Annotated in this window: 23 protein-coding genes; 12 read left to right on the top strand and 11 right to left on the bottom strand. The window is 66.0% G+C overall.

Going from position 1 to position 23590, the window contains the following annotated elements; translation table 11 throughout:
* Nucleotides 1–105: 105 nt before the first annotated feature.
* On the bottom strand, nt 106–534 hold the full coding sequence (locus tag ASB57_RS19500) for a hypothetical protein (protein ID WP_057653721.1): 429 nt from the start codon (nt 532–534) through the stop codon (nt 106–108).
* Between the two features lie 249 nt (nt 535–783).
* Between ASB57_RS19500 and ASB57_RS19495 the strand changes: the two genes are divergently transcribed.
* Nucleotides 784–1521: an IclR family transcriptional regulator gene (locus tag ASB57_RS19495; RefSeq protein ID WP_057653720.1), complete on the top strand. Its 738-nt coding sequence runs from the start codon at nt 784–786 to the stop codon at nt 1519–1521.
* A 50-nt stretch (nt 1522–1571) separates the two neighbouring features.
* Here the strand turns inward: ASB57_RS19495 and ASB57_RS19490 are convergent, their stop codons facing one another.
* The 8 genes from ASB57_RS19490 to ASB57_RS19460 form a co-directional block, all read right to left on the bottom strand.
* Nucleotides 1572–2855 carry a CaiB/BaiF CoA-transferase family protein gene (locus ASB57_RS19490; RefSeq protein WP_082621720.1) on the bottom strand — a complete coding sequence of 428 codons (1284 nt, stop codon included), beginning with the start codon at nt 2853–2855 and terminating at the stop codon, nt 1572–1574.
* Nucleotides 2852–3838, bottom strand: a complete 987-nt coding sequence (locus ASB57_RS19485) for a tripartite tricarboxylate transporter substrate binding protein (RefSeq protein ID WP_057653719.1) — start codon at nt 3836–3838, stop codon at nt 2852–2854. The genes ASB57_RS19490 and ASB57_RS19485 overlap by 4 nt, the downstream gene beginning before the upstream one ends.
* 131 nt (nt 3839–3969) lie before the next feature.
* Nucleotides 3970–4353 (bottom strand): cupin domain-containing protein, encoded by a 384-nt coding sequence (locus tag ASB57_RS19480; protein ID WP_057653718.1) that lies wholly within the window; start codon nt 4351–4353, stop codon nt 3970–3972.
* Nucleotides 4354–4961: 608 nt separating this feature from the next.
* Nucleotides 4962–5312 carry an adenosylmethionine decarboxylase gene (speD, locus tag ASB57_RS19475; RefSeq protein WP_057656277.1) on the bottom strand — a complete coding sequence of 117 codons (351 nt, stop codon included), beginning with the start codon at nt 5310–5312 and terminating at the stop codon, nt 4962–4964.
* Between the two features lie 134 nt (nt 5313–5446).
* Nucleotides 5447–5605: a hypothetical protein gene (locus ASB57_RS31380; RefSeq protein ID WP_197424776.1), complete on the bottom strand. Its 159-nt coding sequence runs from the start codon at nt 5603–5605 to the stop codon at nt 5447–5449.
* A 3-nt stretch (nt 5606–5608) separates the two neighbouring features.
* Nucleotides 5609–7075 (bottom strand): DUF4178 domain-containing protein, encoded by a 1467-nt coding sequence (locus ASB57_RS19470; RefSeq protein ID WP_057653717.1) that lies wholly within the window; start codon nt 7073–7075, stop codon nt 5609–5611.
* A gap of 9 nt (nt 7076–7084) precedes the next feature.
* Entirely contained in the window at nt 7085–8158 is a 1074-nt protein-coding gene (locus tag ASB57_RS19465; RefSeq protein ID WP_057653716.1) for an SPFH domain-containing protein, read from the bottom strand.
* A gap of 110 nt (nt 8159–8268) precedes the next feature.
* Nucleotides 8269–8661 carry a DUF350 domain-containing protein gene (locus ASB57_RS19460; protein ID WP_057653715.1) on the bottom strand — a complete coding sequence of 131 codons (393 nt, stop codon included), beginning with the start codon at nt 8659–8661 and terminating at the stop codon, nt 8269–8271.
* 85 nt (nt 8662–8746) lie between these two features.
* Between ASB57_RS19460 and ASB57_RS19455 the strand changes: the two genes are divergently transcribed.
* Together ASB57_RS19455 and ASB57_RS19450 are read left to right on the top strand one after the other, a co-directional pair.
* Nucleotides 8747–10258, top strand: a complete 1512-nt coding sequence (locus ASB57_RS19455; RefSeq protein WP_057653714.1) for a polyamine aminopropyltransferase — start codon at nt 8747–8749, stop codon at nt 10256–10258.
* Entirely contained in the window at nt 10258–11937 is a 1680-nt protein-coding gene (locus tag ASB57_RS19450; RefSeq protein ID WP_057653713.1) for an NAD(P)/FAD-dependent oxidoreductase, read from the top strand. Before ASB57_RS19455 ends, ASB57_RS19450 begins: the two co-directional genes overlap by 1 nt.
* Nucleotides 11938–11993: 56 nt before the next feature.
* Here the strand turns inward: ASB57_RS19450 and ASB57_RS19445 are convergent, their stop codons facing one another.
* Nucleotides 11994–12530, bottom strand: coding sequence for a carboxymuconolactone decarboxylase family protein (locus tag ASB57_RS19445; protein ID WP_057653712.1), 537 nt, complete (start codon nt 12528–12530; stop codon nt 11994–11996).
* A gap of 155 nt (nt 12531–12685) precedes the next feature.
* Between ASB57_RS19445 and ASB57_RS19440 the strand changes: the two genes are divergently transcribed.
* Nucleotides 12686–13693 carry an AraC family transcriptional regulator gene (locus ASB57_RS19440; protein WP_231755192.1) on the top strand — a complete coding sequence of 336 codons (1008 nt, stop codon included), beginning with the start codon at nt 12686–12688 and terminating at the stop codon, nt 13691–13693.
* Between the two features lie 96 nt (nt 13694–13789).
* Here ASB57_RS19440 and ASB57_RS19435 read toward each other — a convergent pair whose 3' ends face one another.
* The gene (locus tag ASB57_RS19435; RefSeq protein WP_057653710.1) at nt 13790–14845 is read right to left on the bottom strand and encodes an AraC family transcriptional regulator; all 1056 of its coding nucleotides are present in this window, start codon (nt 14843–14845) and stop codon (nt 13790–13792) included.
* A 304-nt stretch (nt 14846–15149) separates the two neighbouring features.
* On the opposite strand from ASB57_RS19435, the gene ASB57_RS19430 reads away from it, so the two are divergent.
* The 8 genes from ASB57_RS19430 (at nt 15150) to ASB57_RS19395 (ending at nt 23589) form a co-directional block, all read left to right on the top strand.
* On the top strand, nt 15150–16292 hold the full coding sequence (locus ASB57_RS19430; RefSeq protein WP_057653709.1) for a methyl-accepting chemotaxis protein: 1143 nt from the start codon (nt 15150–15152) through the stop codon (nt 16290–16292).
* Between the two features lie 9 nt (nt 16293–16301).
* Nucleotides 16302–16670 carry a response regulator gene (locus tag ASB57_RS19425; RefSeq protein ID WP_057653708.1) on the top strand — a complete coding sequence of 123 codons (369 nt, stop codon included), beginning with the start codon at nt 16302–16304 and terminating at the stop codon, nt 16668–16670.
* On the top strand, nt 16670–16978 hold the full coding sequence (locus ASB57_RS19420; protein ID WP_057653707.1) for a lipid asymmetry maintenance protein MlaB: 309 nt from the start codon (nt 16670–16672) through the stop codon (nt 16976–16978). Before ASB57_RS19425 ends, ASB57_RS19420 begins: the two co-directional genes overlap by 1 nt.
* The gene (locus tag ASB57_RS19415; protein ID WP_057653706.1) at nt 16975–19164 is read left to right on the top strand and encodes a chemotaxis protein CheA; all 2190 of its coding nucleotides are present in this window, start codon (nt 16975–16977) and stop codon (nt 19162–19164) included. The genes ASB57_RS19420 and ASB57_RS19415 overlap by 4 nt, the downstream gene beginning before the upstream one ends.
* Before the next feature lie 69 nt (nt 19165–19233).
* The gene (locus tag ASB57_RS19410; RefSeq protein ID WP_231755191.1) at nt 19234–20910 is read left to right on the top strand and encodes a methyl-accepting chemotaxis protein; all 1677 of its coding nucleotides are present in this window, start codon (nt 19234–19236) and stop codon (nt 20908–20910) included.
* Nucleotides 20911–20925: 15 nt separating this feature from the next.
* Entirely contained in the window at nt 20926–21504 is a 579-nt protein-coding gene (locus tag ASB57_RS19405) for a chemotaxis protein CheW (protein WP_057653704.1), read from the top strand.
* A 13-nt stretch (nt 21505–21517) separates the two neighbouring features.
* Nucleotides 21518–22744, top strand: a complete 1227-nt coding sequence (locus ASB57_RS19400; protein WP_057653703.1) for an EAL domain-containing protein — start codon at nt 21518–21520, stop codon at nt 22742–22744.
* Between the two features lie 20 nt (nt 22745–22764).
* A complete protein-coding gene (locus ASB57_RS19395; RefSeq protein WP_197425157.1) occupies nt 22765–23589 on the top strand; it encodes a protein-glutamate O-methyltransferase CheR in 825 nt (274 codons plus the stop codon).
* Nucleotide 23590 lies beyond the last annotated feature (1 nt).

The raw sequence follows: 23590 nt of genomic DNA, 5'->3' as shown, positions 1-23590 counted from the left end.
ATTACTCGCAGAATTGAGACGATCAGGCTGACGGCCGCTATGGATGCGACGTGCGGACCACTGGCATACCAGCGGTCCGCAGGGGCGGTCCGTCGGACGACATTTTCAGCGGGCGCTGAAACCCGCCGCTTTTTCGCGCTCGTCGGCCTGCGATCCCGTGGCCGTACCCATATTGAGCAGGGGCGGCTGGGCTTCGCGCGCGCGCAGGCTCGCCTGGCGCAGCATGACGGGCGGTCGATAGGGCGGCCGCACGTCGATGATGCGCGGCGGTGTGATGGTGCCCTCGTAAGACTTACTCGCGGTTTCGGAACCGGTTGCCGGTTTGGCGTGCGCGGGCACGGCGCGTTGACGGGCCGGCGCGGACGCGGCGCCCAGTGCTTCATTGCCGTGTTCGTCGTCGCCGATGCGGTGCACCAGTACGTTGGTGGCGCGGGCCAAGCGCTCATGGGTCTCGAGCATGGCCGCGCCCGCTTGAGTCAGGGCGTGGTTCAGAGTGGGCCGTTGCCCGAGGCCGTGGATTGCCTTGTCCATCATGATGCGCTCCTAGGATGGGGAGAAGGGTGCTTGCCGGCGGCACTACGCAAGATGCGTTCCTCGCTCGCGTCGTGGTCTTTACCGTGGCGCATCATGAGGCTTGCCGGCCATTCAACGGAAGCAGGCTGATGAGTTAGGCCGCCTCGTCCTGAATGCCTATGCGCTTGCCGTGCCCGTTCTCTCGCATGACGCGCCAGCCGCGTGTAAGCGATCGCATTACAATCCGAAGACCATTTCCCGGGCCCAGGTATGAGCGTAAAGACCGCATTACGAGTCATAGAAATCATCGAGGTCTTCGCCCGCGAGAAGCGGCCTTTGTCCTTGTCCGAGCTGGCGCGTCTGCTGGCGGTGCCGGTCTCCAGCTGCCTGGCGCTGATCCGTACTTTGAATGAACTGGGCTATCTCTATGAAGTAGGGCGGCGCAACGGCTATTACCCGACCAGCCGTCTGCTGGCCAAGGCGCAGCAGATATCCAAGGCCGATCCGGTGCTGGAGCGGGTTTACCCCAGCCTCGCTGAATTGCGCGACGCCACCCAGGAAACCGTCGTCTTCGCCAAGTTGTCGACGGATCGCCGGGTGGTCTACCTGGAAGTGCTGGACTCGCCGCACACCATCCGCTACGTCGCGGCGGCGGGCGAGTTCCGGCCGGCGCATGCCAATTCACTGGGCAAGGCCTTGTTGTCGCTGATGCCGGCGGACGAGCGGCGGGAGATGCTGACGCACGCGCCCCTGGAGCGCTTCAACGAACGTACTTTGGTGGATATCGATGCCATCGAGGCCGAACTGGTGTTGTCGCGCGAACGCGGCTGGTTCCGCAATCTGAGTGAATCGATAGACGAGGTGGGCGCGGTGGCGTGGCCGTTGACCCTGGCGGGTGAACGCTACGCGATTTCAGTGGGTGCGCCGGTCTATCGCATCGAGCCCAATCAGGCTGCCTACGCCAGCATCATCCGCGCCGCTTGCGCGGCGCTGGAGCGGCACGGGTAAGCAGGGCCGGCGCGCCCGGCCGATCCGGACCGAGCCGGGCCCGGCCGCGCTCAGCCAGGCAGGCCGTCCAGGGTCGCCTGGGTATCCAGCATGGCCTGGATGGCCGCGTCGGAATAGCCGGCTTCGCGCAGGATCTCCAGACTTTGCTCACCCAGCCGCGGCGCGTGGCGGCGCAAGGACGTCGGCGTGCCCGCATAGCGCCCCAGCGGCGCGGTGGTGCGCAGGCGGCCTTCGGTCGGATGGTCGACATGGCGCACGAAGTCCACCGCTTTCAGGTGTGGATCGTCGATCATGTCTTCGATGGTGTACAGCTTGGAGGCTGGGATGTCGGCCTCGGCGAACAGGCGCAGCCACTCCTCGGTATCGCGTTGTTCGATGACGCCGGCCAGCCACGCATAGACTTCACTGATGTGCGCGGCGCGTGCGCCGTGCGTGGCGAAACGCGGGTCGTCCTTCATCTCCGGCCGGTTGACGACTTCGAAGAAGTTGCGCCAGTGCTTGTCGTTGTAGACCAGCAGGCAGATATGGCCATCCTTGGTCGCGTAGGGCTTGCGATGCGGCGCCAGCAGGCGCGCGTAGCCGGTTTCGCCCATGGGTGGGTCGAAGGTCCAGCCGCCCAGGTGATCGCCCAGGGTCATGTGGGCCATGCCCTCGAACATGGGGATTTCCAGGCTCTGGCCATGGCCGTGGCTGCGTGCGTGCAGCACGCCGGCCAACAGCGCGATGGCCATTTGCAGGCCGACGGCGCGGTCCGCCAGGGTGATGGGCGCATAGCGGGGGTCGCCGCCGCTTTGGCGGCGGTTCAGGTCGGCGATGCCGGCCTGGCCCTGGATCAGGTCGTCATAAGCCGGGCGGCCGGCATAGGGGCCGGTTTCGCCGAAGCCATAAGCGCCGGCGTACACGATGCGCGGATTGCGCGCGGCGAAGGCGGCGTAATCCAGTCCCAGGCGCTGCATGGCCTGCGGCCGGATGTTGTACAGCACCGCGTCGCAGCTTTCCGCCAGTTTCAGGCAGGCTTCGCGCGCGGCCGCTTGTTTCAGGTCCAGTACGACCGACCTTTTATTGCGGTTCAAGTGCAGGTACAGATGGCCCATGCCGGGATTGCGCATGGGCCCCACGGCCCGCATGTTATCGCCCGCCGGCGGTTCCACCTTGATGACGTCCGCGCCCAGGTCCGCCAGGATCTGCGTGGCGTAGGGGCCCATGACGACGGCGCTCAGGTCCAGGATGCGCACGCCATGCAGCGGGCCGGTGACCGGTCCGTTGCCGTTCGTGGCGTCAGGGGATGAAGCTGGCGCGGCGGTGTCCCGCGCGGCGGGTGATACGGGGGTCATTCCGGTGCGATTCCTGCGTCCTGGATCATCTTGCCCCACAGGTCGCGCTGCTGCGACACGAAGGCGGCGAAGTCCTCGGGCGTGCCGCTGAAAGCGTCAAACCCAAGGTCGGCAAAACGTTTGCGTGTGGCGGGGTCGTTGACGATCTTGTTCATCGCCGCGTTCAACTGCTGCACCACGTCCTTGGGCATGCCGGCGGGGCCGAGCAGGCCGTTCCACGAATTGATGTCGAAATTCTGGATGCCCGCGTCCTGCATGGACGCGATGTCGGGCACCACGTTGCTGCGTGCCGCCGTGGACACGGCCAGCGCGCGCAGCTTGCTGGATTGCACGAAAGCCAGGCTGGACGCGACGTCGGTGAACATCATGTCGACCTGGCCGCTCATCACGTCGGTCATGGCCTGCGGCGTGCCCTTGTAGGGGACGTGCAGGATCTTGATGCCGGCGCGGTCGGCGAAGGTGGCGCCGGCCACGATGCCGGTGCTGTTGCCGCTGGCGTAGGTCAGCTTGCCGGGATTCTTCTTGGCATAGGCCACCAGGTCCTGCACCGACTTGATCGGCAGCTTGGGATTGACCACCAGGATGAAGGGCAGGTTGCCGCCGCGCGCGATCGGCGTGAAGTCCTTCACGGGATCGTAGGGCACGTTCTTGTTGAGGAAGGGCGCGGCCGAATGCGAGGTATTGGTGGTGATGAACAGGGTGTAGCCGTCCGGCTTGGCGCGCGCCACGTAGTTGGCGCCGATGGTGGCGTTGCCGCCCGGCTTGTTTTCCACGACCACGGGGCCGCCCAGGATTTCGCCCAGCTGCTGGGCGAAGATGCGGCCGACCGCGTCGGTGCCGGAGCCGGCGGGGAAAGGAATGATCACCGAGATGGGGTGATCGGGGTACTTGGCGAAAGCGGGGGCGCTGGCGAGGGCGGTCGTGGCGAGCACGGCGGCTACGCTATTGCGTAGCCAGACGCTGGCCTTGGGCAGGGAACGCATGATGATTGTCTCCGGGATTGTTTTTTATGGGGTCCTGCATTGTGTCTTGCCGGGCGCTGCCACGGGCAGCGCCGCGCGCTATTGGGCGGACTTTGCGATGGCGCGGCAGTATGGCCGCGCCGCCGCTGGTGTCAGCGAATCACGCGGTCCGGCCGCTCTTCGTAGGGCGGGGTGTAGATCACCAGCAGCCGGGCGGGCTCGTCGCTGGTGACGGTGAATTTGTGGGGCAATTCGGGCGGGAAATAACAGCAGTCGCCGGCGACCATGTCGACTGCTTCGCCGTTCATCTCGGCGCGCGCGGTGCCGGAGAGCAGATAACAGACCTGTTCGATGCCCGGATGGGCGTGGGGCAGCGCGCCCTGGTTCTTTTCGATCACGCCCAGGAGGACTTCGACGCCTTTGGAGCCGACGGTGTCGGGGCCGATCAGGCGCTTATTGGTGGTGCCCACGTGATTGGCGGGGTGGTAGCCGGGGATTTCGGCTTCGCGGACCAGCCAGCTGGGGGTCTTGGACATGCAGGTCTCCTTTCTCATTTGTGAAAATGTTTTTACTACCTGGAAAAGGGGGCGTCAATTGTGGATTGCCCCGGTCGGGGGGCGCCTGTCGGGGCGAGTGATTTATTAGATAGCGGGGCTGCGCCCCACACGCCCCCTTTTTGGGCTATCGCCCCTGTGGGAGAGAAAGGGGAATGATGGAGCTGCGCCCCATCCGCCGCGCTTCTTGGGCTGCCGCCCAAATAGGCGAGAGGTGGGGTTATGGGCTGCGCTCCATAGGCCCCTGCTTTTTGGGCTGTCGCCCCTATAGTTTTGGGCTGTCGCCCCTATAGATGAGAGGTTGGGGTTATGGGGCTGCGCCCTATAGGCCCGCTTTTTTGGGCTGGCGCCCCATAGGAGAGGGCTATGAAGGTGATTAGGCTGCGGCCTGAGGCCCGGCGGCGTTGCGACGGTCAGAGCAATCGACGTTGCGGGCTTGCCGCGCGCGGTTGGCGCGCCCCGGTGCCGGGCCGGTGTCGGGCCGGCACCGGGCATCGGCTGGGAGGCTACGCCATCGACGTCTCGAAACAGCCTGCTGCATAGGCAGGCACGCCCAGGCCCAGGGCAGCCCCCGGGCGCGGGGCGCGGCCTTATGCCGGCAGGCGGAGGGCGCTGCGGGGGACGGTGGTGATGTCGGCGCTGGCGGCGGCGAGGGTGGCGCGGATGTGCTCCAGGGCGCGTTCGGGGCTGGCGCGGCCGCACATGAAGATGTCGAGCGCGGCATAGGCGTGCTCGGGCCAGGTGTGGACAGTGATGTGCGATTCGCTGAGCAGCACCACGCCCGTGACGCCTTCGCCGCCACCGAAATGATGGAAGTGCGCGCCGAGCACATGCGCACCCGCGGCCAGCGCGGCGCCGGTGAGCAGGTCGCGCAGGCCATCAGGGTCGCGCAGCAGGGCAGGATCGACGCCATGCAGATCAGCCAGCACGTGCCGGCCCAACGGCGGCGCCGCCGTCGCGCCGGCCCCAGACGCTTTGCCCGTCGCGGACGTCGACGTCGTGCCGGCCCCGGCCACCTCGCCCGTCACGGTCGCATTGCCCCCAGGCGACTTATCCTTCGCCGGTACAGCCTTCTTCATTTATGCGACCCGCTCGATGAATACCCGGACCGCCCGGACGAGCCGCCGCCCCAGCTGCTGCCGCCGCCAGACGAATACTTGCCTATGCTGCTGTTCGAGATGGTCACGCCGCTGACGACGACGATGGCGTAGATGATGTAGAGCACGCGCCACATGGCTCAATTATCCCGAAGCTTGTTTTGGATCCAGACAGGCAGCCAGATGAACACCCCGCCGACAATCATGGACAGCCAATGGCCGTTTTCCAATTCATCTGCGTTGAAGAACAACATGGCCACGCAGGCGAAGATGGCGACCCCGGACAAGCTGTTCGACTTGTCCGGACTCTTCTCCTTGACCTTGCCCAGTTCCGGAAAGTTGAACCAGCGTCCGACCTGCGCCGCGCCCACCCGCTCCGACACCGACCAGCCCAGCTCGGCGTCCGCGGTCTCCCGCGTCAGCTTGCCATTGCCCAGCCCGAAGTCCGTGATGTGCGACACGTCGCCCACTTTCACGCGCCAGTTGAAAGCTCCCAGCGCCAGTTTCACCACCGAGTCATAGTCGTACAGCTTGTCGTAGCGCTTGCCCTCGTAGGAATAACGCTTGTCCGACACCGGCGAGGGCCAGCGGTCGCACACGCGCACCTTGTCCCACCCGTCGTCGCTTTCCACCAGCCACAGAAAACCCTTCTGCTGGCTATACAGCAGGTATTCGATCCACCGCGATGATTCTTCGGGATCGGGGTCCTCGCACTGCATCAGACCGATCAAGGTGTAGGCCGCATTGTCGATGGTGGCCTTGGCGCCGAGCGACAGCGTGGTCTGGATGGACGCCACTTTCTTCTGCTTGGCCAGGACCTCGGCGGTCTCGCCCGAACAATCCACCTGCGCGCGGCAGTTCGGGCAGATCACCTGCGTGGCGACGGCGGCGGCGAAGGAGATGGGCGCGCCGCAACTGGGGCAGTCCAGCGCCTTGATCTTGCCGACATAGTTGCCCGCGCTTTCCTCGACCAGATGCTCCGCGCGCAAGGACCCGCGCTGCATGTCATCCAGCGAATAGGCCTTGCCCAGATAGACCTGGGGCGTGGGCGCATCCGAATAGTCCAGGGTCAGGAATTCGTCCAGCGCGCGGAAATCCGCGACTACGGCTTCATAGCCGTCCGCGCCCACGGCGAAGGGCAGCTCGCCCTGGCCCGACACAGCCCGGCAGCGCCGCAGGTCGGCGGCGTAGTAAATCTTGCCGTCCAGCTTCAGTTCCTTGCCCGGCGCCAGGGAATCGAAGGGCGGCAGCGCCGGATCCTTGTCCTTGGACGGGCGGGTGCGCGTGACGGCGTACTGGCCGGAGGCATCGGACAGCCAGCCATCCGTGCCATCCTCGAACCACACGTACCACTCATTCCAGAAACCGGCTTCGTAACGCAGTTGCAGCCGCCCGACGACGTCGAAGCGCTTGCCTTCGTACTTGCCGGTGCTGGTGATCTGGATCGGGGAGTAATCTTCCAGCACCTCGGCCATTTCGCCGATGCGCTTGACCGACTCCGCGTCTTTCAGCAGCGTGCTGCGGCAGGAGCCGCACACGGCCATGACCGACGCCGCGGACTTGAACTCGACGGGCGCGCCACACTGGGGACACAGGATGCGTTGCATGGGCTGCCGTCAGCCCCCCGTGAGCCGCTTGAGGATCTCCGCCTTGGCGGTGTCGTAATCCTGCTGGGTGATCAGGTTCTGGTCCAGCATGCCCTTGAGCTGTTGCAGGCGCTGGGCGGGATCCGCGCCACCGCCGCCGGCCGCGGCCGCACCCGCCGCAGCACCGGCGCCCGCTGCCGCTGCGCCTTGTCCCTGCCCTTGACCCTGGCCTTGCCCCTGCCCGGTCAGCGAACCCAGCCCCGCGGCCATGGTCTGGCCCAGGGCCGCGCCCGCGGCCAGGCCAGCACCGACGCCGGCGATGCCGCCTTCGTTCTGCGCGGCCAGAGGAATCGAGCTGGCGGTCTGGTACTGCGTGTACTTGTTCAGATCGCCGCTCATGCCGATGGCGATACGGGTGTCCAAAGCCTTCTGCAACTCTTCCGGCAGCGAAACGTTTTCCACCGTGAAGTTGTCCAGCTTGACGCCGTAGCGCTCGAACACCGGCCCCAGCGCCGTAGAAATGCTTTGCGACATCAGCCCCTGGTTGGCGGCCATGTCGATGAAGGGCACCGAAGAACTGCCCAGGGTGCTGCTCATGGTCGCGACGACCATATTGCGCAGCTGTTCTTCCAGGTCGTCCACCGTGTAGGTGTCGCGCGTGCCGCTGATCTCGCGATAGAACAGGCCGGGATCGGCGATGCGATACGAATAGATGCCGAACGCGCGCACGCGCACCATGCCGAATTCGCTGTCGCGTATCGTCACCGGCTGCGCGGTGCCCCAGCGCCGGCCCAGCTGCAGGCGGGTGCTGAAGAACACCACGTCCGACTTGAAGGGCGACTCGAACAGCTTGTCCCAGTTCTTCAGGTACGTCAGGACCGGCAGCGTCTGCGTGGTCAGCTTGTACATGCCCGGACCGAACACGTCTGCGACCTTGCCTTCATTGATGAAGACGGCCATCTGCGATTCGCGCACGGTCAGGCTGGCGCCGTACTGGATTTCGAAATCCTGCATGGGGTGGCGCCAGGCGAGGACGCCATCGGTATCCTCGTTCCACTGGAGGATGTCGATAAACTGCTTGCGAATGAATGAACCGAGGCTCATGGCGGCTCCCGTATCGTTGCTGTGGCGTTGGTGTCAGCGCGGTGCTGGCGCGGTATTCAGTGCGGTGTGTTGCGGCAGTGCTGCGGTGCTGCGGGGTTGTGCTGCTCGCGTCAGGTAAGGCAGGCGGCGTTGATGATGCCCACCGAAAGTGAAAGCCCGCCCATCAGGCCCCCCATCGCGACGTTGTTGTCGTGGATGGCCTGGTTCATCCCGCGTATGACGCGGGCAGCGATGGAATAGGCGACGACCTGCATGACCATCGCGCCGGCGGCCCAGGCCAGGAACATTTCATAGCTGGCATGCGTGGCGATGCTGGAATACAGGGTCAGGCTGAAGCCGACCAGCGCGCCGCAATAAGACAAGGTGGCCGCGGCATTGCCGGCACGGATCAGGGCCATCTCATCGAAGGCCGTGATCCTGGAGTAGATGACGGCGAAAAGGCCAAGCATCACCAGAGCGGACACCATGTAAATCAAATAGGCGTAGGCCGGCGTCGTAAGCATGGGGTGCCTTTGTTTATGTAATGAGGGACGGTTCGCGGGGGCGGTCCGATATACTGCCAGCAATTTTCGCCTTCCGGAAGCACCCATGCGTGATCGCGCGCTGATACTTTCTGTATTGATTGTTGCATCATGTGGCCTAGGCTATGAACTTATAGGAAGCGCGCTCGCGAGTTATCTCCTGGGCGACTCCATTCTGCAGTTCTCCACGGTAATTGGTTGTTACCTATTCGCCATGGGCGTGGGGTCCTGGTTCTCGCGCTATGTGCCGGATGATCGCGTGCTCGACCGCTTCATCGAAGTCGAGTTGCTGGTGGGCCTGGTCGGCGGCGTGTCGGCCGCGGTGTTGTTCCTGGTCTTCGCGTGGGTCGCGGCGCCTTTTCGCACCGCGCTATATGTATGCGTGTTCGTGATCGGCCTGCTGGTGGGCATGGAGATCCCGCTGGTGATGCGCATCTTCAACCGCCAACGCACTGAATTCCGTGAGTTGGTCAGCAAGGTGCTGGCCTTCGACTATCTGGGCGCGCTGGCGGTGTCGCTGGTGTTTCCGTTGCTGCTGGCGCCTTATCTGGGATTGCTGCGCACGGGATTCCTCTTCGGCATCCTCAATGCCAGCGTGTCCTTGTGGACGGCCTGGTTGTTCCGCGAGCACCTGACCAGGCCCAAGGACAAAGTATGGCGCGCGTCCCTGGTGATCGGCCTGCTGGCGGTGGGCTTCGCCTTGTCGGGGCAGATGACGGGCTGGGCCGAGCGCGGCCTGTATGGCGACCAGGTCATCCACGCCGAGACCACGCGCTATCAGCGCCTGGTGGTGACGCGCTGGCATGACGACCTGCGCCTGCACATCAACGGCAACCTGCAGTTTTCCTCGCGCGACGAGCATCGCTATCACGAAGCTCTGGTGCATCCTGGCCTGGACGCCGTGCCCTGGGCGCGCAATGTCCTGGTGCTGGGCGGCGGCGATGGCCTGGCGGTGCGCGAGATCCTCAAGCACAAGAACATCGAGCACATCACGCTGGTCGACCTGGATCCGGAGATGACGCGCTTGTTCTCCACGTCGGCGCCCCTGGTCGAATTGAACCAGGGGTCGTTGAAGGATCCCCGCGTGACGGTGATCAATGCCGACGCCGGCGCATGGCTGGAGTCGAACACCAACGTCTATGACTTCATCGTGGTGGACTTTCCCGATCCCACCAACTTCGGCCTGGGCCGCCTGTACTCCACGCCCATCTTCCGCTTGATGGCACGCCATCTGTCGGAGAAGGGCTATATGGTGGTGCAATCGACATCGCCGTACTTCGCGCCGCATTCCTACTGGAGCATCAATTCCACGTTGAAGGAAGCCGGCCTGCATACGTGGCCCTACCACTGCTACGTGCCGTCCTTCGGCGACTGGGGTTTCATCCTTACCAGCAAGCGCGCCGACTACACGGTGCCGGAACGCGTGTCCGTGCCCACGCGCTATCTGGACGGGCCCACCACGAAGGAGCTGTTCCACTTCCCGGTCGACATGCCGACCCTGGACATGCCGCCTAACCGTCTGAACGAACAGTCGCTGGTGCGTTACTTCGACGAAGACTGGCGCAAGGTCATCCGCTGATGCGGCGCCGTACCTTCCTGCTCGGCACGGCGGTGGGCGCGGCGGCGCTGGGCACCGCGGCCCGCCTGGCGATCCGGGAAACCACGCCCACCGTTGCCTATCCGGGCATGCGCGAGGGGCATTGGCTGCGCGACGCCGGGGTATTGCCGGCGCCGACGGGTGAACAGCGCGCCGGCGTGGCCATCCTGGGCGCCGGCGTGGCGGGCCTGTCCTGCGCCTGGCAGCTGGCGCGCCGTGGCCATCGCGACTTTGTCGTGCTGGCGGGGCCCGAGTTCGGCGGCAATGCGTCGGGCGGGGGCGAGGGCGACCTGGCCTATCCGCGCGGCGCGCATTACCTGCCCCTGCCGTCGCGGGCCAGCACGCATGTGCGCGAAATGCTGGCGGAATTCGGCGTCATCCTTGACGGCGCGCAGACGGAACGTCCCTATCTGGATGAAGCGGCCATCGTGCATGGCCTGGATGAACGCCTGCTGATCGATGGCCACTGGCAGGACGCGCTGGTGCCGCCCGGCGCCACGCCGGCGGAACAGGCCCAGCACGACGCCTTCTTCCGTTATGTCGACGGCCTGCGCGACGCCGTGGGCAAGGATGGCCGCAAGTTGTTCTGCATTCCCATCGCGCTGTCGTCGCAGGATGCCGAGTGGCGCGCGCTGGATCGCCTGACCTTCAAGCAATGGCTGCTGGATCATGGCTATGTCTCGCCCGCCCTGCATTGGTATCTGGACTATTGCTGCCGGGACGACTACGGCGCGCCGCATGATCGCGTCTCGGCGTGGGCCGGGCTGCACTATTTCTGTTCGCGCGACGGCCACGCCAGTAACGCGCCGGATGGCGCCGTGTTGACGTGGCCCAACGGGCTGGCGCGCATGGTGGCGTATCTGCAGGCCTCCATCACCCGCCATCTGGGGCATGAGCGCTGGCTGCTGTCGGGCACCGCCATGCGCGTGGAGGAACAGGGGCATGAGGTGAACGTCCTGGTGGCGGACAGCTTCGGCGCGGCGGGCGCGGCACCGGTCACGCGCACCCTGCGTGCCGATCGGGTGGTCTGCGCCATGCCCTTGTTCGTCGCGGCCCATGTAGTGCGTGGCATGGCGGGTTATGGGTATGACCATGCCGTGCATCAATCGCCGCATGCGCCCTGGCTGGTGTCGAATTTCACCCTGGACGGTTTTCCGCCCGAATTGGCGGGAGCGCCGCTGGCCTGGGACAACGTGGTGTATGACGGGTCGGGTCGCGACAGGCCGGGCCGCGATAGGCCGGGCCGCGACAGGCCGGGCCTGGGTTATGTCGTGTCTACCCATCAACTGATCCGGGTGGCGCCGCCGCCGCGCACGGTGTTTACCGCGTATCAGGCGGTCAGCACCGACACGCCTGAACAGGCCCGGCGCTGGCTGGCCCAGGCCGACCCGCGTGAACTGCGCGATCAGGTCGCCGTCGATTTGCTGGCGGCCTATGACGACACTTTCTGGCGCCAGGCCCGCAGCCTGGATATCACCGTGCGTGGGCATGCCATGGCGACGCCGGCGCCCGGATACCTGAGCAATCCTGGTCTGGCGGCCCTGCGCGCCGTCGACGGCCGCGTGCTGTTCGCGCACGCGGACCTGTCGGGTTATTCGGTCTTCGAGGAAGCTTCCTGGTGGGGCGTGCGGGCCGCCGCGCGCATCCTGGGCGAAGCGTGACGGTCTGGCCGCTCCCAGCCGGCCGCCTGTCTTCGCCTTAAGGTCCACGTTGCGGTTCACGCCACGGCGGGGAAATCCACCTCCGTATCGTTGATGCGATTGAAGACGTTGGTGAAGGTGATCACAGCCACCGCCAAGGCGATGTCGACCAGTTGCCGAGCGTCATAGCCGGCGGCGACGATGGCTTGGTATTCGTCATCGCTGACCGTACCGGGATGCAAGGCGATGTGGCGCACGAAGCGCACCAAGGCATCGCGCTTGGCATCGCCGGTGGGCGCGCCTGCTCGCGCCGCGCGCATCGCTTCCGGGCTCAGGCCTGCGAACTTGCCGACCATGGTGTGGGCGGCCACGCAATAGTCGCAGCCGGCGGCTTCGCTGATCACCAGCTTCACGGTTTCCTGGTCCTGACGGCTCAGCGTGCCGGCGGACAGCGCCGCATCGGCCTGCAGCATCGCGGCCAGCGCGGCGGGATCATGGGTGGCGAGAGTGGCGTAGGCGTTGGGGACGCGGCCGACGGACTTTTTCAGCTTGGCGTAGATGTCGGCGGTGGCGCCGGTGGCTTCATCGAATGCGAGGGTGGGCAGACGGGACATGGTGTGACTCCTTGGTTGAGTGGTGATCAGCGCCATCGGTGATGGCATGTCTCCACTTTACGGAGCGGGGCCAGGCTTGGTAATGTCGCGGCAACTCATAAACATGCTCATACGGCTCACATGAAAAACGCATGGCACTCAGGAGGGGATCCGGCATGGATTGGTTGAGCCATCTGCTGGACGTGACGCCGGTCAGCGGACAGGTCGACGTGCGTTGCCACTTCGGCGCGCCGTGGCGGATCGACCAGGCACAGGCCGGCGCCGGAGAAATTCCCTATCACGTGCTGTTGAGCGGTACCGCCATTCTGGATCAGGGTGACGCGGCGCCCCTGCGGTTGCAGGCCGGGGACGTGCTGTTGTTTCCCCAGGGGGCGGGCCACACCTTGCATGATGGCAGCGGCGCGCGGAGCCGGACGATACGGTCACACGCCGCGGGTCCTTTGGTGATCAAGCAGACGGTTGGCAAGGCATCCGCCGGCCCCCGCACTGCCGCGGGCACCCCGGCAGGTGCCGATGACCTGGATCTGCTGTGCGGGCGCTTTCTGGTTCACCCGCGCCAGGGCCGCTTGCTGCGCGACTATCTGCCGGCGCAACTGGTGATCAGGCCTTTGGCCGTGGTGGACCAGATCGCGCCCGCCGACGGGCTGTCGGCCGCCGCCGTTGCCGAGCGGCGGCTGCGCGAGTTGCTGCTGTTGATGCGCAACGAAGCCAACGGTGTCGGCCTGGGCGGCCGCGCCTTGCTCAATGCCTTGTCGGCAGCCTTGTTCGCCCTGGTCCTGCGTCATGCCAGCCTGGCGGAGGCCGCGCCGGCCGGCTTGCTGGCGCTGGCGGGCGAACCGCGCCTGGCGCCGGCCTTGGACGCGATGTTTCAGGAAGCCAGCCATCCCTGGACGCTGGAGGACCTGGCCGAGCGCTGCAATATGTCCCGCGCCACTTTCGTGCGCCATTTCCAGGCGCGCACCGGCCGTCCCGCGATCGCTTTACTGACGGATATCCGCATGGCCTTGGCGCTGGACCACCTGAAGCGGACCACGATGTCCACAGGCGCCGTGGCGGAAGCGGTCGGTTATCAATCAGAAGCGGCCTTCCAGCGCGCGTTCAAGCAGCACGTCGGCCAGACCCCGGCCGCCTGGCGCGCCGCGACCCGGTCCGGCACGCCGTAGGCAGGTGCGGCCGGCTAGGTGCGGCCCCTAGGTGCGGCCCCTAGGTGTGGCCCCTAGCCGCGGCCGGCCTGGTACGCCCGGCCAGATGCGGCCGCCTCAGCTTTCCGCCTGGCTGCGCCGGCGCAAACCCGTGGGCGAATGGCCGGTCCAGCGCTGCACCGCGCGTTGCAGGGTGCGCGCATTGGCGTAGCCGCATTGCGCGGCGATCTGCTGCACGTTGCGCGACGATTGCGTCAGCAGCGTCAGCGCCCGGGCGCGTCTTTCTTCTTCCAGCAGTCCCGCATAGGTAAGCCCTTGTTCCTCCAGCCGGCGCCGCAGGGTCCGCTCGCTGGTATGCAGGCTGGCCGCGATGTCCGCCAGAGCCATGGGCGCGGCCAGATCGCGGCGGATGGCCTGCGCCACCAGGCCGTGCAGCTCCGACGGCGCCGGCCGCCGCTCGGGCTGGGCGGCCAGGTCGCGCCGCACTTGCGCCAGCACCACGGCATCGGCGCTGCGCACGGCATAAGGTTCGCGCGGGAAATGCAGGCGATTCTGCGCCGCCCCGAAACGCACGGGACAGCGGAACACATGCTCGTAGGCGGCGCCATAAGACGGCCGTTCGCAGGCCAGTTCGACCAGGCGGGGGTTGAACAGATCGCCCACCACATGGCGGCAGATCTGCACCAGCGCCGCGAAGATGTGGTCCACCACGAAGCCGTCGACCACGCGATCGTGCAGCTGGGCGCGTCCCCCCAGGCACCAGGTCTGGGGATGGTCCTCGCCATGCATGGCCAGCAGGCGTCCGCATTCGTGCTGGTGTTCGACGACAAAATCCAGCAACTCACGTGAATGCCGGCAGGTCATGAAGCCCAGGCTGACCAGGCCCCACGATGCCGGATTGACCGCCGCGCCCAATTCCAGGCCCAGGGCAGGGCGTCCCAGCAGCCGCAGCGCCCGCCGGATGACATGCGCGCATTGGCCGCGCGAGACCCGGTAGTCGGCGTCGTACAGGTCCTCCGGCTGGAAGCCCGCGCCGTCGCACAGCGCCGCGGGATCGTGACCGCCCCGCACTGCCTCGGCCATGAGCTGACGCAGCGTCACCGGGGCAATGTCGGCACGCTCCAGATCCTGGATGCCGGGAAACAGCGAAGCGCGCTGAAGAGCAGCGGACATTTCAGTAAGAAGTGGTTAGAACAGTCCGTCGAATTGTCAGACTTTGTATGTTTGGTTGGAAAAGATAACAAGGTTGGCCGCCATTGTGCCATTGTTTGTCCGACGTAACCGTATTGCGGCGCATCACAACTGCCGTTGTCCAGGTTGGGCGGAAGGTCTTTCTGCTCAGGCCGGCCAAGGCGACAACCCCCCTCTTGGACGGCGAGCGGCTTTGCCGCAGCGCAAGTCGGGGCGTTGTCGAAGTGTTGTGTCGTTGATCCGCCGTATGCGGCGGAGTTTGTCGGCAAAGGTGTAAAGGCTGTACATGAATGTGGTTCGGCACCTGTGGGGACGTTGGCTGGCAACGTTCCTTGGCCTTGCGGGCGGCGTGGCCGCCGCGGCCTTTTCCGTCTGGTCCACCTGGGGATGCGCCGTGGGCGCCATCCTGGCCGCGTTGGGTATCGCCGCCGCGTGGCGGACCCGTACCGAAAACGTCGGTGACGACACCATGCAAAGCCATCTGGCCAGCCTGGAGACCTTCGGCGCGGAACTGGCGCCTGTATGGAGCCGGCAGATCGAATCCTCGCGCAGCCAGATGGAAGAGGCGATCACGGCGCTGAGCATGCGCTTCGGCGAAATCTCCGTGCGCCTGGACCAGACCCTGCGGCTGTCGATGAACAACGGCGGCACCGGCGAGCGTTCGGCCGCCGCGATCTCGGCGCGCAGCCAGCAGCAGCTGGACGGCGTGCTGCAGCAGCTGCGCGACGGCATGCAGACCAAGGCCGACATGCTGACCAAGGTCCAGGGCCTGCAAGGCTTCGTCGACGAACTCCAGAGCATGGTGCAGGCCATCGCCATGGTGACCCAGCAGACCAATCTGCTGGCCATCAACGCCACTATCGAGGCGGCCCATGCGGGCAGCCTGGGCCGCGGCTTCGCCACGGTGGCGCAGGAAGTGCGCGCGCTGTCCAAGCAATCCGGCGAAACCGGCGCCCGCATCGCGGAAAAAATCGAATTGATCGGCGCGGCCATCCTGCAGACTTGCACGGCCGCCGAACAGACCACCCGGCGCGAGCAGGAAGCCATCGCCGCGTCGGAAACCGTCATCCAGCAGGTACTCGAGGGGTTTCAAACCTTCGCCGAAGGTTTGACCGAAACCACGGATCGCTTGCGCGAGGAAAGCCAGGGCATCCAGGCCGAAGTCAACGAGGCCCTGGTGCAGCTGCAGTTCCAGGACCGGGTCAGCCAGGTCATGGCCCACGTCGTCGCCAACATCGAATCCCTGCCGGTGGTCATGCAGGACTTCCGGCGCGATTGCGAAGCGGCGGGCGAGCTGTTGCCCCTGGAAGCCGGCGGCTTGCTGCGGGAGCTGGAAAAAACCTACGCCATGGCCGACGAGCGCGAACTCCATCGCGGCGGCGGCGCCGCCAAGCCCGCTCCCGCGGGCGACGAAATCACTTTTTTCTGAGGTAGCAGCATGCCCAAGACCATACTCATCGTCGACGACTCCGCCTCGGTGCGCCAGGTGGTAGGCATCGCCTTGCGGGGCGCCGGTTATGACGTCATCGAAGGCCGTGACGGCCAGGACGCCTTGACCAAGCTGACAGGCCAGAAGGTCCACCTGATCATCAGCGACGTCAACATGCCGAACATGGACGGCATCACCTTCCTGAAGAACGTGAAGCAGTTGCCGGCCTATCGTTTCACGCCGGTGATCATGCTCACCACGGAAAGCCAGGAAGAGAAAAAGCGCGAAGGGCAACAGGCCGGCGCCAAGGCCTGGGTGGTCAAGCCTTTCCAACCGGCCCAGTTGCTGGGCGCGGTGGAAAAGCTGGTGCTGCCGTGATGAGCTCCCAAACCGACCGCCAGGTGCTGGCCCTGGATGGTGAACTCACCATCTATACCGCGCAGGAGATGCGTCATCGCCTGGTGGAGGCCCTGGCGCCCGCTGCCGAGCCGGTCGCGCTGTGCGTGGACTTGAGCGGCGTGACCGAGCTCGACACTGCCGGCGTGCAGCTGCTGCTGGCGGCGCAGGCGCTGGCGCATGCACGGCAACGGGAGATCCGCTTCGGCGGCCTGGCCGCGCCCTTGTGCGATGTCATGGGCCTGCTTGGCCTGGGGGGCGTGTTGGCCCAGGCAGGGAGCGCGCCATGAATATGGATCAGGCGCTGCAAACCTTCATTACCGAGAGCCGCGAGCTGCTGGCGGACATGGAGGAAGCCCTGCTGACGGTGCAGGAGGATGCCGACCGCGGTCCCGCGATCAACGCCATTTTCCGAGCCGCCCATACCATCAAGGGTTCGGCCGGCCTGTTCGGCATCGACGCCATCGTGGAATTCACGCATGACGTCGAAAGCGTGCTGGACCGGGTGCGCGATGGCGCAATCCCCATCGATGCCGACATGGTGGCATTGATGCTGGGCTGCAATGACTTTATCGGCCGGCTCGTCGACGTCGTCGACAGCGGCCAGGAGCAGGGCGAAGACGACGCCGAGTCGCGCGCGGAAGGCAGCATGCTGCGCGACCGCCTGGCCGTCTATCTGCACGGCAACGCCGGCACGGCGCAGGCGCAAGGGCAGGGCGGTTGCGCCGGCACCGCCCTGGTGGTGGCCGCTGCCGCGGGCACTGCCGACGGCGCCGTGACCAGCGCGGATGCCGACCATTGGCATATCTCCCTGCGCTTCCACGAGGGCGTGCTGCGCAATGGCATGGACCCCTTGTCCTTCATCCGCTATCTGCAGCGGCTGGGCCGTATCACCGGCGTGGCGTGCCAGACCGGCCGCCTGCCCGCGCTCGACGACATGGACCCCGAGGCCTGCTACCTGGGCTTCGAAATCGGTCTCGACAGTCCGGCGGACAAGGCCACCATCGAAGGCACCTTCGAATTCGTCATCGACGATTGCGCCATCCGCATCATTCCGCCCCACAGCCGCATTTCCGACTACGTGAACCTGCTGCAGGAGATGGGCGAGGAGCCCGTCATGCTGGGCGAGATGCTGGTGCGCTGCGGTACCTTGACCCAGCGCGAGCTGGACGAGGCGCTGCGCCTGCAGCGGCAGGACGACAACTCGGAACCGCTGGGCCAGATCCTGGTGCAACAGCAGGCCGTGGCGCTGCCGGTCGTCACCGCGGCGCTGGACCAGCAACGTCAGGCCAAGGAAAAGAAGGCCGGCGAGAGCCGCTCGGTGCGCGTCGATGCGGACAAACTGGATCATCTGATCAATCTGGTCGGCGAACTGATCACGGCTTCGGCCGGGGCCAGCCTGGCGGCCGCGCGCACCGGTAATTCGGAAGCGCAAGAGTTCACGTCGCAGGTCGCCGACCTGGTCGAGGCCGTGCGCGACAGCACCTTGCAACTGCGCATGGTGCGTATCGGCGCCACCTTCAACCGCTTCCGCCGCGTGGTGCATGACGTGGCCCGCGGCCTGGGCAAACGCATCGAACTGGTCATTACGGGCGAGGAAACCGAGCTGGACAAGACGGTGGTGGAGAAGATCGGCGACCCGCTGACCCACCTGGTGCGCAATGCCATGGACCATGGCATCGAGGCAGCCGACGTGCGTGTGGCGCGCGGCAAGCCCGCCCACGGCACCATCATGCTGGACGCGCGGCACGAGTCGGGCCATATCGTCATCGAAGTCCGCGACGATGGCGGCGGCCTGGACCGCGAACGCATCTTCGCCAAGGCGGTGGAGCGCGGCATCGTCGAAGTGGGGCAGGTCCTGTCCGACAGCGAAGTATTCAACCTGATTTTCGAACCGGGCTTTTCCACCGCCGCCGCGGTGACCGACCTGTCGGGCCGTGGCGTGGGCATGGACGTGGTCAAGCGCAATATCGAAGCGCTGCGCGGCAGCGTCGACGTGACCAGCCGGCCGGGCGCCGGCACCCTGGTCACGGTACGCCTGCCCCTGACCCTGGCCATCATCGACGGCTTCCAGGTGGGCGTGGGCCGCTCGCGCTTCGTCCTGCCGCTGGACATGGTGGACGAGTGCGTGGCGTACAGCGCGGTCGACAACAGCAGTTATACGGACCTGCGCGGGCAGGTGTTGCCCTTCATCCGCCTGCGCGACATGTTCTCGTTGCCGGGCCAGCCGGGCGCCCGTGAAAACATCGTGGTCGTGCGCCATGGCAGCCAGCGCTGCGGCCTGGTGGTCGACACCCTGCTGGGCGAAACACAAGCGGTCATCAAGCCGCTGGCGCGCATTTTCGCCGGCGTGCGGGGCGTCAGCGGGTCGAGCATCCTGGGCAGCGGCGAAGTCGCGTTGATCCTGGACGTGCCGGCCCTGATGGAACAAGCAAAGCATCCCACACCGGCCGGGCTCGCCCGGTCAAGCGCATGACACCACTGCTCGGCGCGGGGCGCCGGCTGGTGAATATTCAGATCTAGGAGCAAGGCAATGTTTGGGAATATGAAAGTCGCCACGCGGTTGGCGCTGGGATTCGGGGTGGTGATCATCCTGCTTGCGGCCATTTCGGTCCTCAGCTTGCAGCGGCTGGAAAAGGTCAACGATGGCTTGACCATCGTCACTCAGGACCGTTACCCCAAGGTCGCCCTGCTCAACGACAACGTGATACGTACCGTCGACGACGGCCGCGTGCTGCGCGGCATGCTGTTGACGTCCGACGCCACCGAACTGGAAACCCAGCGCAAGCGTATCGCCAACAACATGAGCGTCAGCGCGGCCAACCTGGCCAAGCTGCAGAAGACGGTCTCCGATGAGGACGCGGGCAAGCTGCTGAAGGATGTGCAGGACACCCGGCGCAAGGTGGATCAGATCATCGAACGCTTTCTGGTCCTGTACGCCCAGGACAAGGAGGCCGCGGCCGCTTTCGTGAAGAGTGACGTGCTGCCAGCCAACACCGCTTCGGAAAACGCCCTGCGTGCCATGCTGGCCCGCCAGGTGGCGCTGATGGAAGAAACCAATACGGAAGGCGACGTGCTGTACGCCGAGACCCGTACTCTGGTCCTGTCGCTGGCGATCGCGGCGGTGGTCCTGGCCTTGCTCATTGCCTGGTTCATCACGCGTGGTCTGCTCAAGCTGTTGGGCGGCGAGCCGGCCTATGCGGCGGGCATCCTGAAGCAGGTGGCCGAAGGCGACCTGTCGGTGACCGTGCAGGTGAAGAAGAACGACAGCAGCAGCATGATGGCGGCGGTCAAGGACATGGTCACCCGTCTGTCGCAGGTGGTGACCGAGGTCAACAGCAGCGCCGAAGCGCTGGCTGGTGCGTCCGAAGAAGTCAGCGCTACGGCACAATCGCTGAGCCAGGCCTCCAGTGAACAGGCCGCCGGCGTCGAAGAGACCAGCGCGTCTATCGAACAGATGACCGCCTCCATCGCTCAGAACACCGAAAACTCCAAGGTCACCGACGGCATGGCAACCAAGGCCGCGGCCGAGGCGGCCGAGGGCGGCGAAGCCGTGACCTCCACCGTGGCGGCCATGAAGCAGATCGCGCAGAAGATCGGCATCATCGACGACATCGCCTACCAGACCAATCTGTTGGCGCTCAACGCAGCCATCGAGGCGGCGCGCGCCGGCGAGCACGGCAAGGGCTTTGCCGTCGTGGCGGCCGAAGTGCGCAAGCTGGCCGAACGCAGCCAGGTGGCGGCGCAGGAAATCGGCGGTGTCGCCAGTTCCAGCGTGGACCTGGCCGAGCGCGCCGGCCGTCTGCTGGAGCAGATGGTCCCGAACATCCGCAAGACCTCCGACCTGGTGCAGGAGATCACTGCCGCGTCCGAAGAGCAGTCCTCCGGCGTCGGCCAGATCAACGCCGCGGTGACGCAGCTGAGCCAGACCACGCAGCAGAACGCGTCCAGCTCGGAAGAACTGGCGGCGACCGCCGAGGAAATGAGCTCGCAGGCGGAACAGCTGCAACAGGCCATGGCCTTCTTCAAGCTCAGCGGCCGCAATGTCGGTGGCGGCGGCAACGGCTTGCGTGCCGCTGCCACGCCGCGCCGCAAGGCGGCGGCTCCGGCCGTGCAGCGCGGTGCGCCGGCTTTCGCCCGCGAAGCGCTGGACGTCGATGGCGGCAAGCTTGCCTTCGCCGGTGTCGATACGCCGGACGAATCGCAGTTCGGCCGCTATTGATCGCGGAGCACTGGCATGAATGACCTGTCTTTCGGGAAAGGCCCGCCGGCGGCTGAAACGTCGCAGTACCTGACGTTCACGCTGGGCGGCGAGATGTTCGCCATCGGCATCCTGTCGATCAAGGAGATCATCGAGTACCACGACCTGACCGTGGTGCCGATGATGCCGCCGTCGATCCGCGGCGTGATCAACCTGCGCGGCGCGGTGGTGCCGGTCATCGATCTGCAGGCGCGCTTCGGCCGCGCCGCGGCGCCCGTGACCAAGCGGACGTGCATCGTCATCGTCGAGATCGATGAGGGCGAGGGCAGTCCCCAGGTGGCTGGCGTTGTGGTGGACGCCGTCAGCGAGGTCCTGGACATCGCGGCGGCGGATATCGAGCCGCCGCCCCTGTTCGGCGCCGGCGTGCGCAGCGACTTCATCGCCGGCGTGGGCAAGGTGCGGGGCCGCTTCGTCATCCTGCTGGCGGTGGGGCGGATCCTGGCCCTGGAGGCCTTGCCCGACGGCGCGGTGCTGGCCGACGCGGTGGCCCTTCCAGGCGGCGCGCATCAGGCGGCATCCCTGCTGTCGCGCGATCCCCTGACAACGGTGGCTTGAACAGGCCGCGACCGTGCCGACGCTGCGCTCCATTCTGGTGGTCGACGATAGCTTGCCTCAGCGGCGCCATACGGTGTCGCTGTGCCGCGAGCTCGGTATCGCGTCCGTCCACGAGGCCGGCGACGGTGAAGAAGCACTGAGCGTGCTCGATGGGCTGCGGCCGCCGCCGCAGGTCATCGTGGTGGACATCGAGATGCCCGGCATGGATGGCGTCGAGCTGATCGAGCAATTGCGTATCCGCGCCATCCAGGTCGACCTGGTCATCGCGTCCGGCCGGGAGAGCGCGATGATCGATTCCGTGGTGGCGATTGCCGTGGACATGGGCTTCAACGTGCTGGCCGGCCTGGAAAAGCCGGTCACGCGGGAAGCCCTGAGCCACGCGCTGGAAGCCCATGGCGCGTTGGCGCGGCCCCGGCGCGGCGGCCTGGCCGACGAGGCGGCCCCCATTCCGCCGGAGATGCTGGAAGCCGCGCTGAGCCAGGGCCAAATCCACGTCGAGTATCAGCCCAAGGTGGATATGAATACGGGCCTGGTACGGGGCGTGGAGGCGCTGGCGCGCTGGCATCATCCCCAATTGGGTAATGTTTCGCCCGCGCGTTTCATTCCACTGGCCGAACAGTACGGCCTGATCCAGCCGCTGACGTTCACGGTGATGGAACAGGCGCTGACCCAGGCGGCCAGCTGGAACAGCCGCGGCCTGCGCCTGACGCTGTCGGTCAATCTTTCGCCGCTGTTGCTGGAGTGGCCCGGCCTGGCGCGCGACATCCTGGCCGTGGTGCAGCGTTTTCACGTGGCGCCTGAACAGCTGAGCTTCGAAATCACCGAAAGTTCACTGGTCGATCCCGGCGGCCATGCGCGCGGTTTGCTGGCGCGCCTGCGCCTGCGCGGCTTCGGCCTGTCGATCGACGATTACGGCACCGGCTTTTCGTCCATGCAGCAGCTGGCGCGCATCCCCTTCACGGAATTGAAGATAGACCGCAGCTTCGTGCATGGCGCCATCAAGCGCAAGAACCTGCGCGTCATCCTGAAAGCGGCCATCGACATGTCGCGCCAGATGGGCCTGGTGTCGACCGCCGAAGGCATCGAGGACGAAGAGGACTGGCAGTTGTTGCGTGAGCTGGGCTGCATGGTGGGGCAAGGTTATTTCATCGCGCGTCCCATGCCCGGCAGCGCCATCCCTGGCTGGCTCAGGCAGCACCGCTACCGGGTCGACGGACTGCGCGAAGCGCGTCAACAATAGGCCCATTCATCATGTCTCGCATGTACGCCATTTCCGATCAGGAATTCACCCACTTCCAGCGTTTTATCTTCGACGCGGCCGGCATCAGTTTGTCGCCGGCCAAAAAGGCGCTGGTTTGCGGCCGCCTGGCCAAGCGGCTGGAAGCTCGCCGCCTGAGCAGCTATGGGGCGTATTTTTCCTTGGTGACCGGCGGTACGGACGCGGCCGAGACCCAGCTGGCGATCGACCTGCTGACCACCAACGAAACCTATTTCTTTCGCGAACCGCGCCACTTCGAGCTGCTGACGCGGGAAGCCCGCGGCGCTGGCGGTAAAGAGGCTGGCGCGCGGGCTCGTCCCGGCCAGCCTTTTCGCGTCTGGAGCGCCGCCAGTTCCACCGGCGAGGAAGCCTATACCATCGCCATGGTGCTGCACGAGTGCCTGGAAGGCCGGCCCTTCGAGGTCGTCGGTACCGACATCAGCACGCGGGTCGTGGCGCGCGCCCGTACTGGCCACTATTCCGAACAACGCGGCCGCCAGATCCCGCCGGCCGTGCGCAAGCGCTATTGCCTGAAGGGCCTGGGTCCGCAGGCCGGCACGTTTCTGGTCGAGCGCGAGCTGAGGCAGCATGTCCGCTTCCAGCATGCCAACCTGAACGCGCCGCTGCCCGACCTGGGCGCCTTCGACGCGGTATTCCTGCGCAACGTGATGATCTATTTCAATGGCGAAACCAAGCGCCAGGTGGTGACGCGCGTGCTGGCGCAACTCAAGCCGGGTGGCGTGCTGTTCGTCGGCCATTCGGAAAGCCTGCATGGCATCGATGTCGCGGTGACGGCAGTGGTGCCGTCCGTTTATCGCAAGGTCTGAG

This window comes from Bordetella sp. N (assembly GCF_001433395.1).
In the GTDB taxonomy this organism is placed as follows: Bacteria; Pseudomonadota; Gammaproteobacteria; order Burkholderiales; family Burkholderiaceae_B; genus Bordetella_C.
The sequence above is the reverse complement of the archived record's forward strand: the minus strand, read 5'-3'. Positions and strand labels throughout refer to the sequence as shown.

Bases quoted from the DNA above. Each gene is read 5' to 3' on its own strand.
- ASB57_RS19500 (WP_057653721.1), bottom strand. From the start codon at position 534: ATGATGGACAAGGCAATCCACGGCCTCGGGCAACGGCCCACTCTGAAC.
- ASB57_RS19495 (WP_057653720.1), top strand. From the start codon at position 784: ATGAGCGTAAAGACCGCATTACGAGTCATAGAAATCATCGAGGTCTTC.
- ASB57_RS19490 (WP_082621720.1), bottom strand. From the start codon at position 2,855: ATGACCCCCGTATCACCCGCCGCGCGGGACACCGCCGCGCCAGCTTCA.
- ASB57_RS19485 (WP_057653719.1), bottom strand. From the start codon at position 3,838: ATGCGTTCCCTGCCCAAGGCCAGCGTCTGGCTACGCAATAGCGTAGCC.
- ASB57_RS19480 (WP_057653718.1), bottom strand. From the start codon at position 4,353: ATGTCCAAGACCCCCAGCTGGCTGGTCCGCGAAGCCGAAATCCCCGGC.
- ASB57_RS31380 (WP_197424776.1), bottom strand. From the start codon at position 5,605: ATGTGGCGCGTGCTCTACATCATCTACGCCATCGTCGTCGTCAGCGGC.
- ASB57_RS19470 (WP_057653717.1), bottom strand. From the start codon at position 7,075: ATGCAACGCATCCTGTGTCCCCAGTGTGGCGCGCCCGTCGAGTTCAAG.
- ASB57_RS19465 (WP_057653716.1), bottom strand. From the start codon at position 8,158: ATGAGCCTCGGTTCATTCATTCGCAAGCAGTTTATCGACATCCTCCAG.
- ASB57_RS19460 (WP_057653715.1), bottom strand. From the start codon at position 8,661: ATGCTTACGACGCCGGCCTACGCCTATTTGATTTACATGGTGTCCGCT.
- ASB57_RS19455 (WP_057653714.1), top strand. From the start codon at position 8,747: ATGCGTGATCGCGCGCTGATACTTTCTGTATTGATTGTTGCATCATGT.
- ASB57_RS19450 (WP_057653713.1), top strand. From the start codon at position 10,258: ATGCGGCGCCGTACCTTCCTGCTCGGCACGGCGGTGGGCGCGGCGGCG.
- ASB57_RS19445 (WP_057653712.1), bottom strand. From the start codon at position 12,530: ATGTCCCGTCTGCCCACCCTCGCATTCGATGAAGCCACCGGCGCCACC.
- ASB57_RS19440 (WP_231755192.1), top strand. From the start codon at position 12,686: ATGGATTGGTTGAGCCATCTGCTGGACGTGACGCCGGTCAGCGGACAG.
- ASB57_RS19435 (WP_057653710.1), bottom strand. From the start codon at position 14,845: ATGTCCGCTGCTCTTCAGCGCGCTTCGCTGTTTCCCGGCATCCAGGAT.
- ASB57_RS19430 (WP_057653709.1), top strand. From the start codon at position 15,150: ATGAATGTGGTTCGGCACCTGTGGGGACGTTGGCTGGCAACGTTCCTT.
- ASB57_RS19425 (WP_057653708.1), top strand. From the start codon at position 16,302: ATGCCCAAGACCATACTCATCGTCGACGACTCCGCCTCGGTGCGCCAG.
- ASB57_RS19420 (WP_057653707.1), top strand. From the start codon at position 16,670: ATGAGCTCCCAAACCGACCGCCAGGTGCTGGCCCTGGATGGTGAACTC.
- ASB57_RS19415 (WP_057653706.1), top strand. From the start codon at position 16,975: ATGAATATGGATCAGGCGCTGCAAACCTTCATTACCGAGAGCCGCGAG.
- ASB57_RS19410 (WP_231755191.1), top strand. From the start codon at position 19,234: ATGAAAGTCGCCACGCGGTTGGCGCTGGGATTCGGGGTGGTGATCATC.
- ASB57_RS19405 (WP_057653704.1), top strand. From the start codon at position 20,926: ATGAATGACCTGTCTTTCGGGAAAGGCCCGCCGGCGGCTGAAACGTCG.
- ASB57_RS19395 (WP_197425157.1), top strand. From the start codon at position 22,765: ATGTACGCCATTTCCGATCAGGAATTCACCCACTTCCAGCGTTTTATC.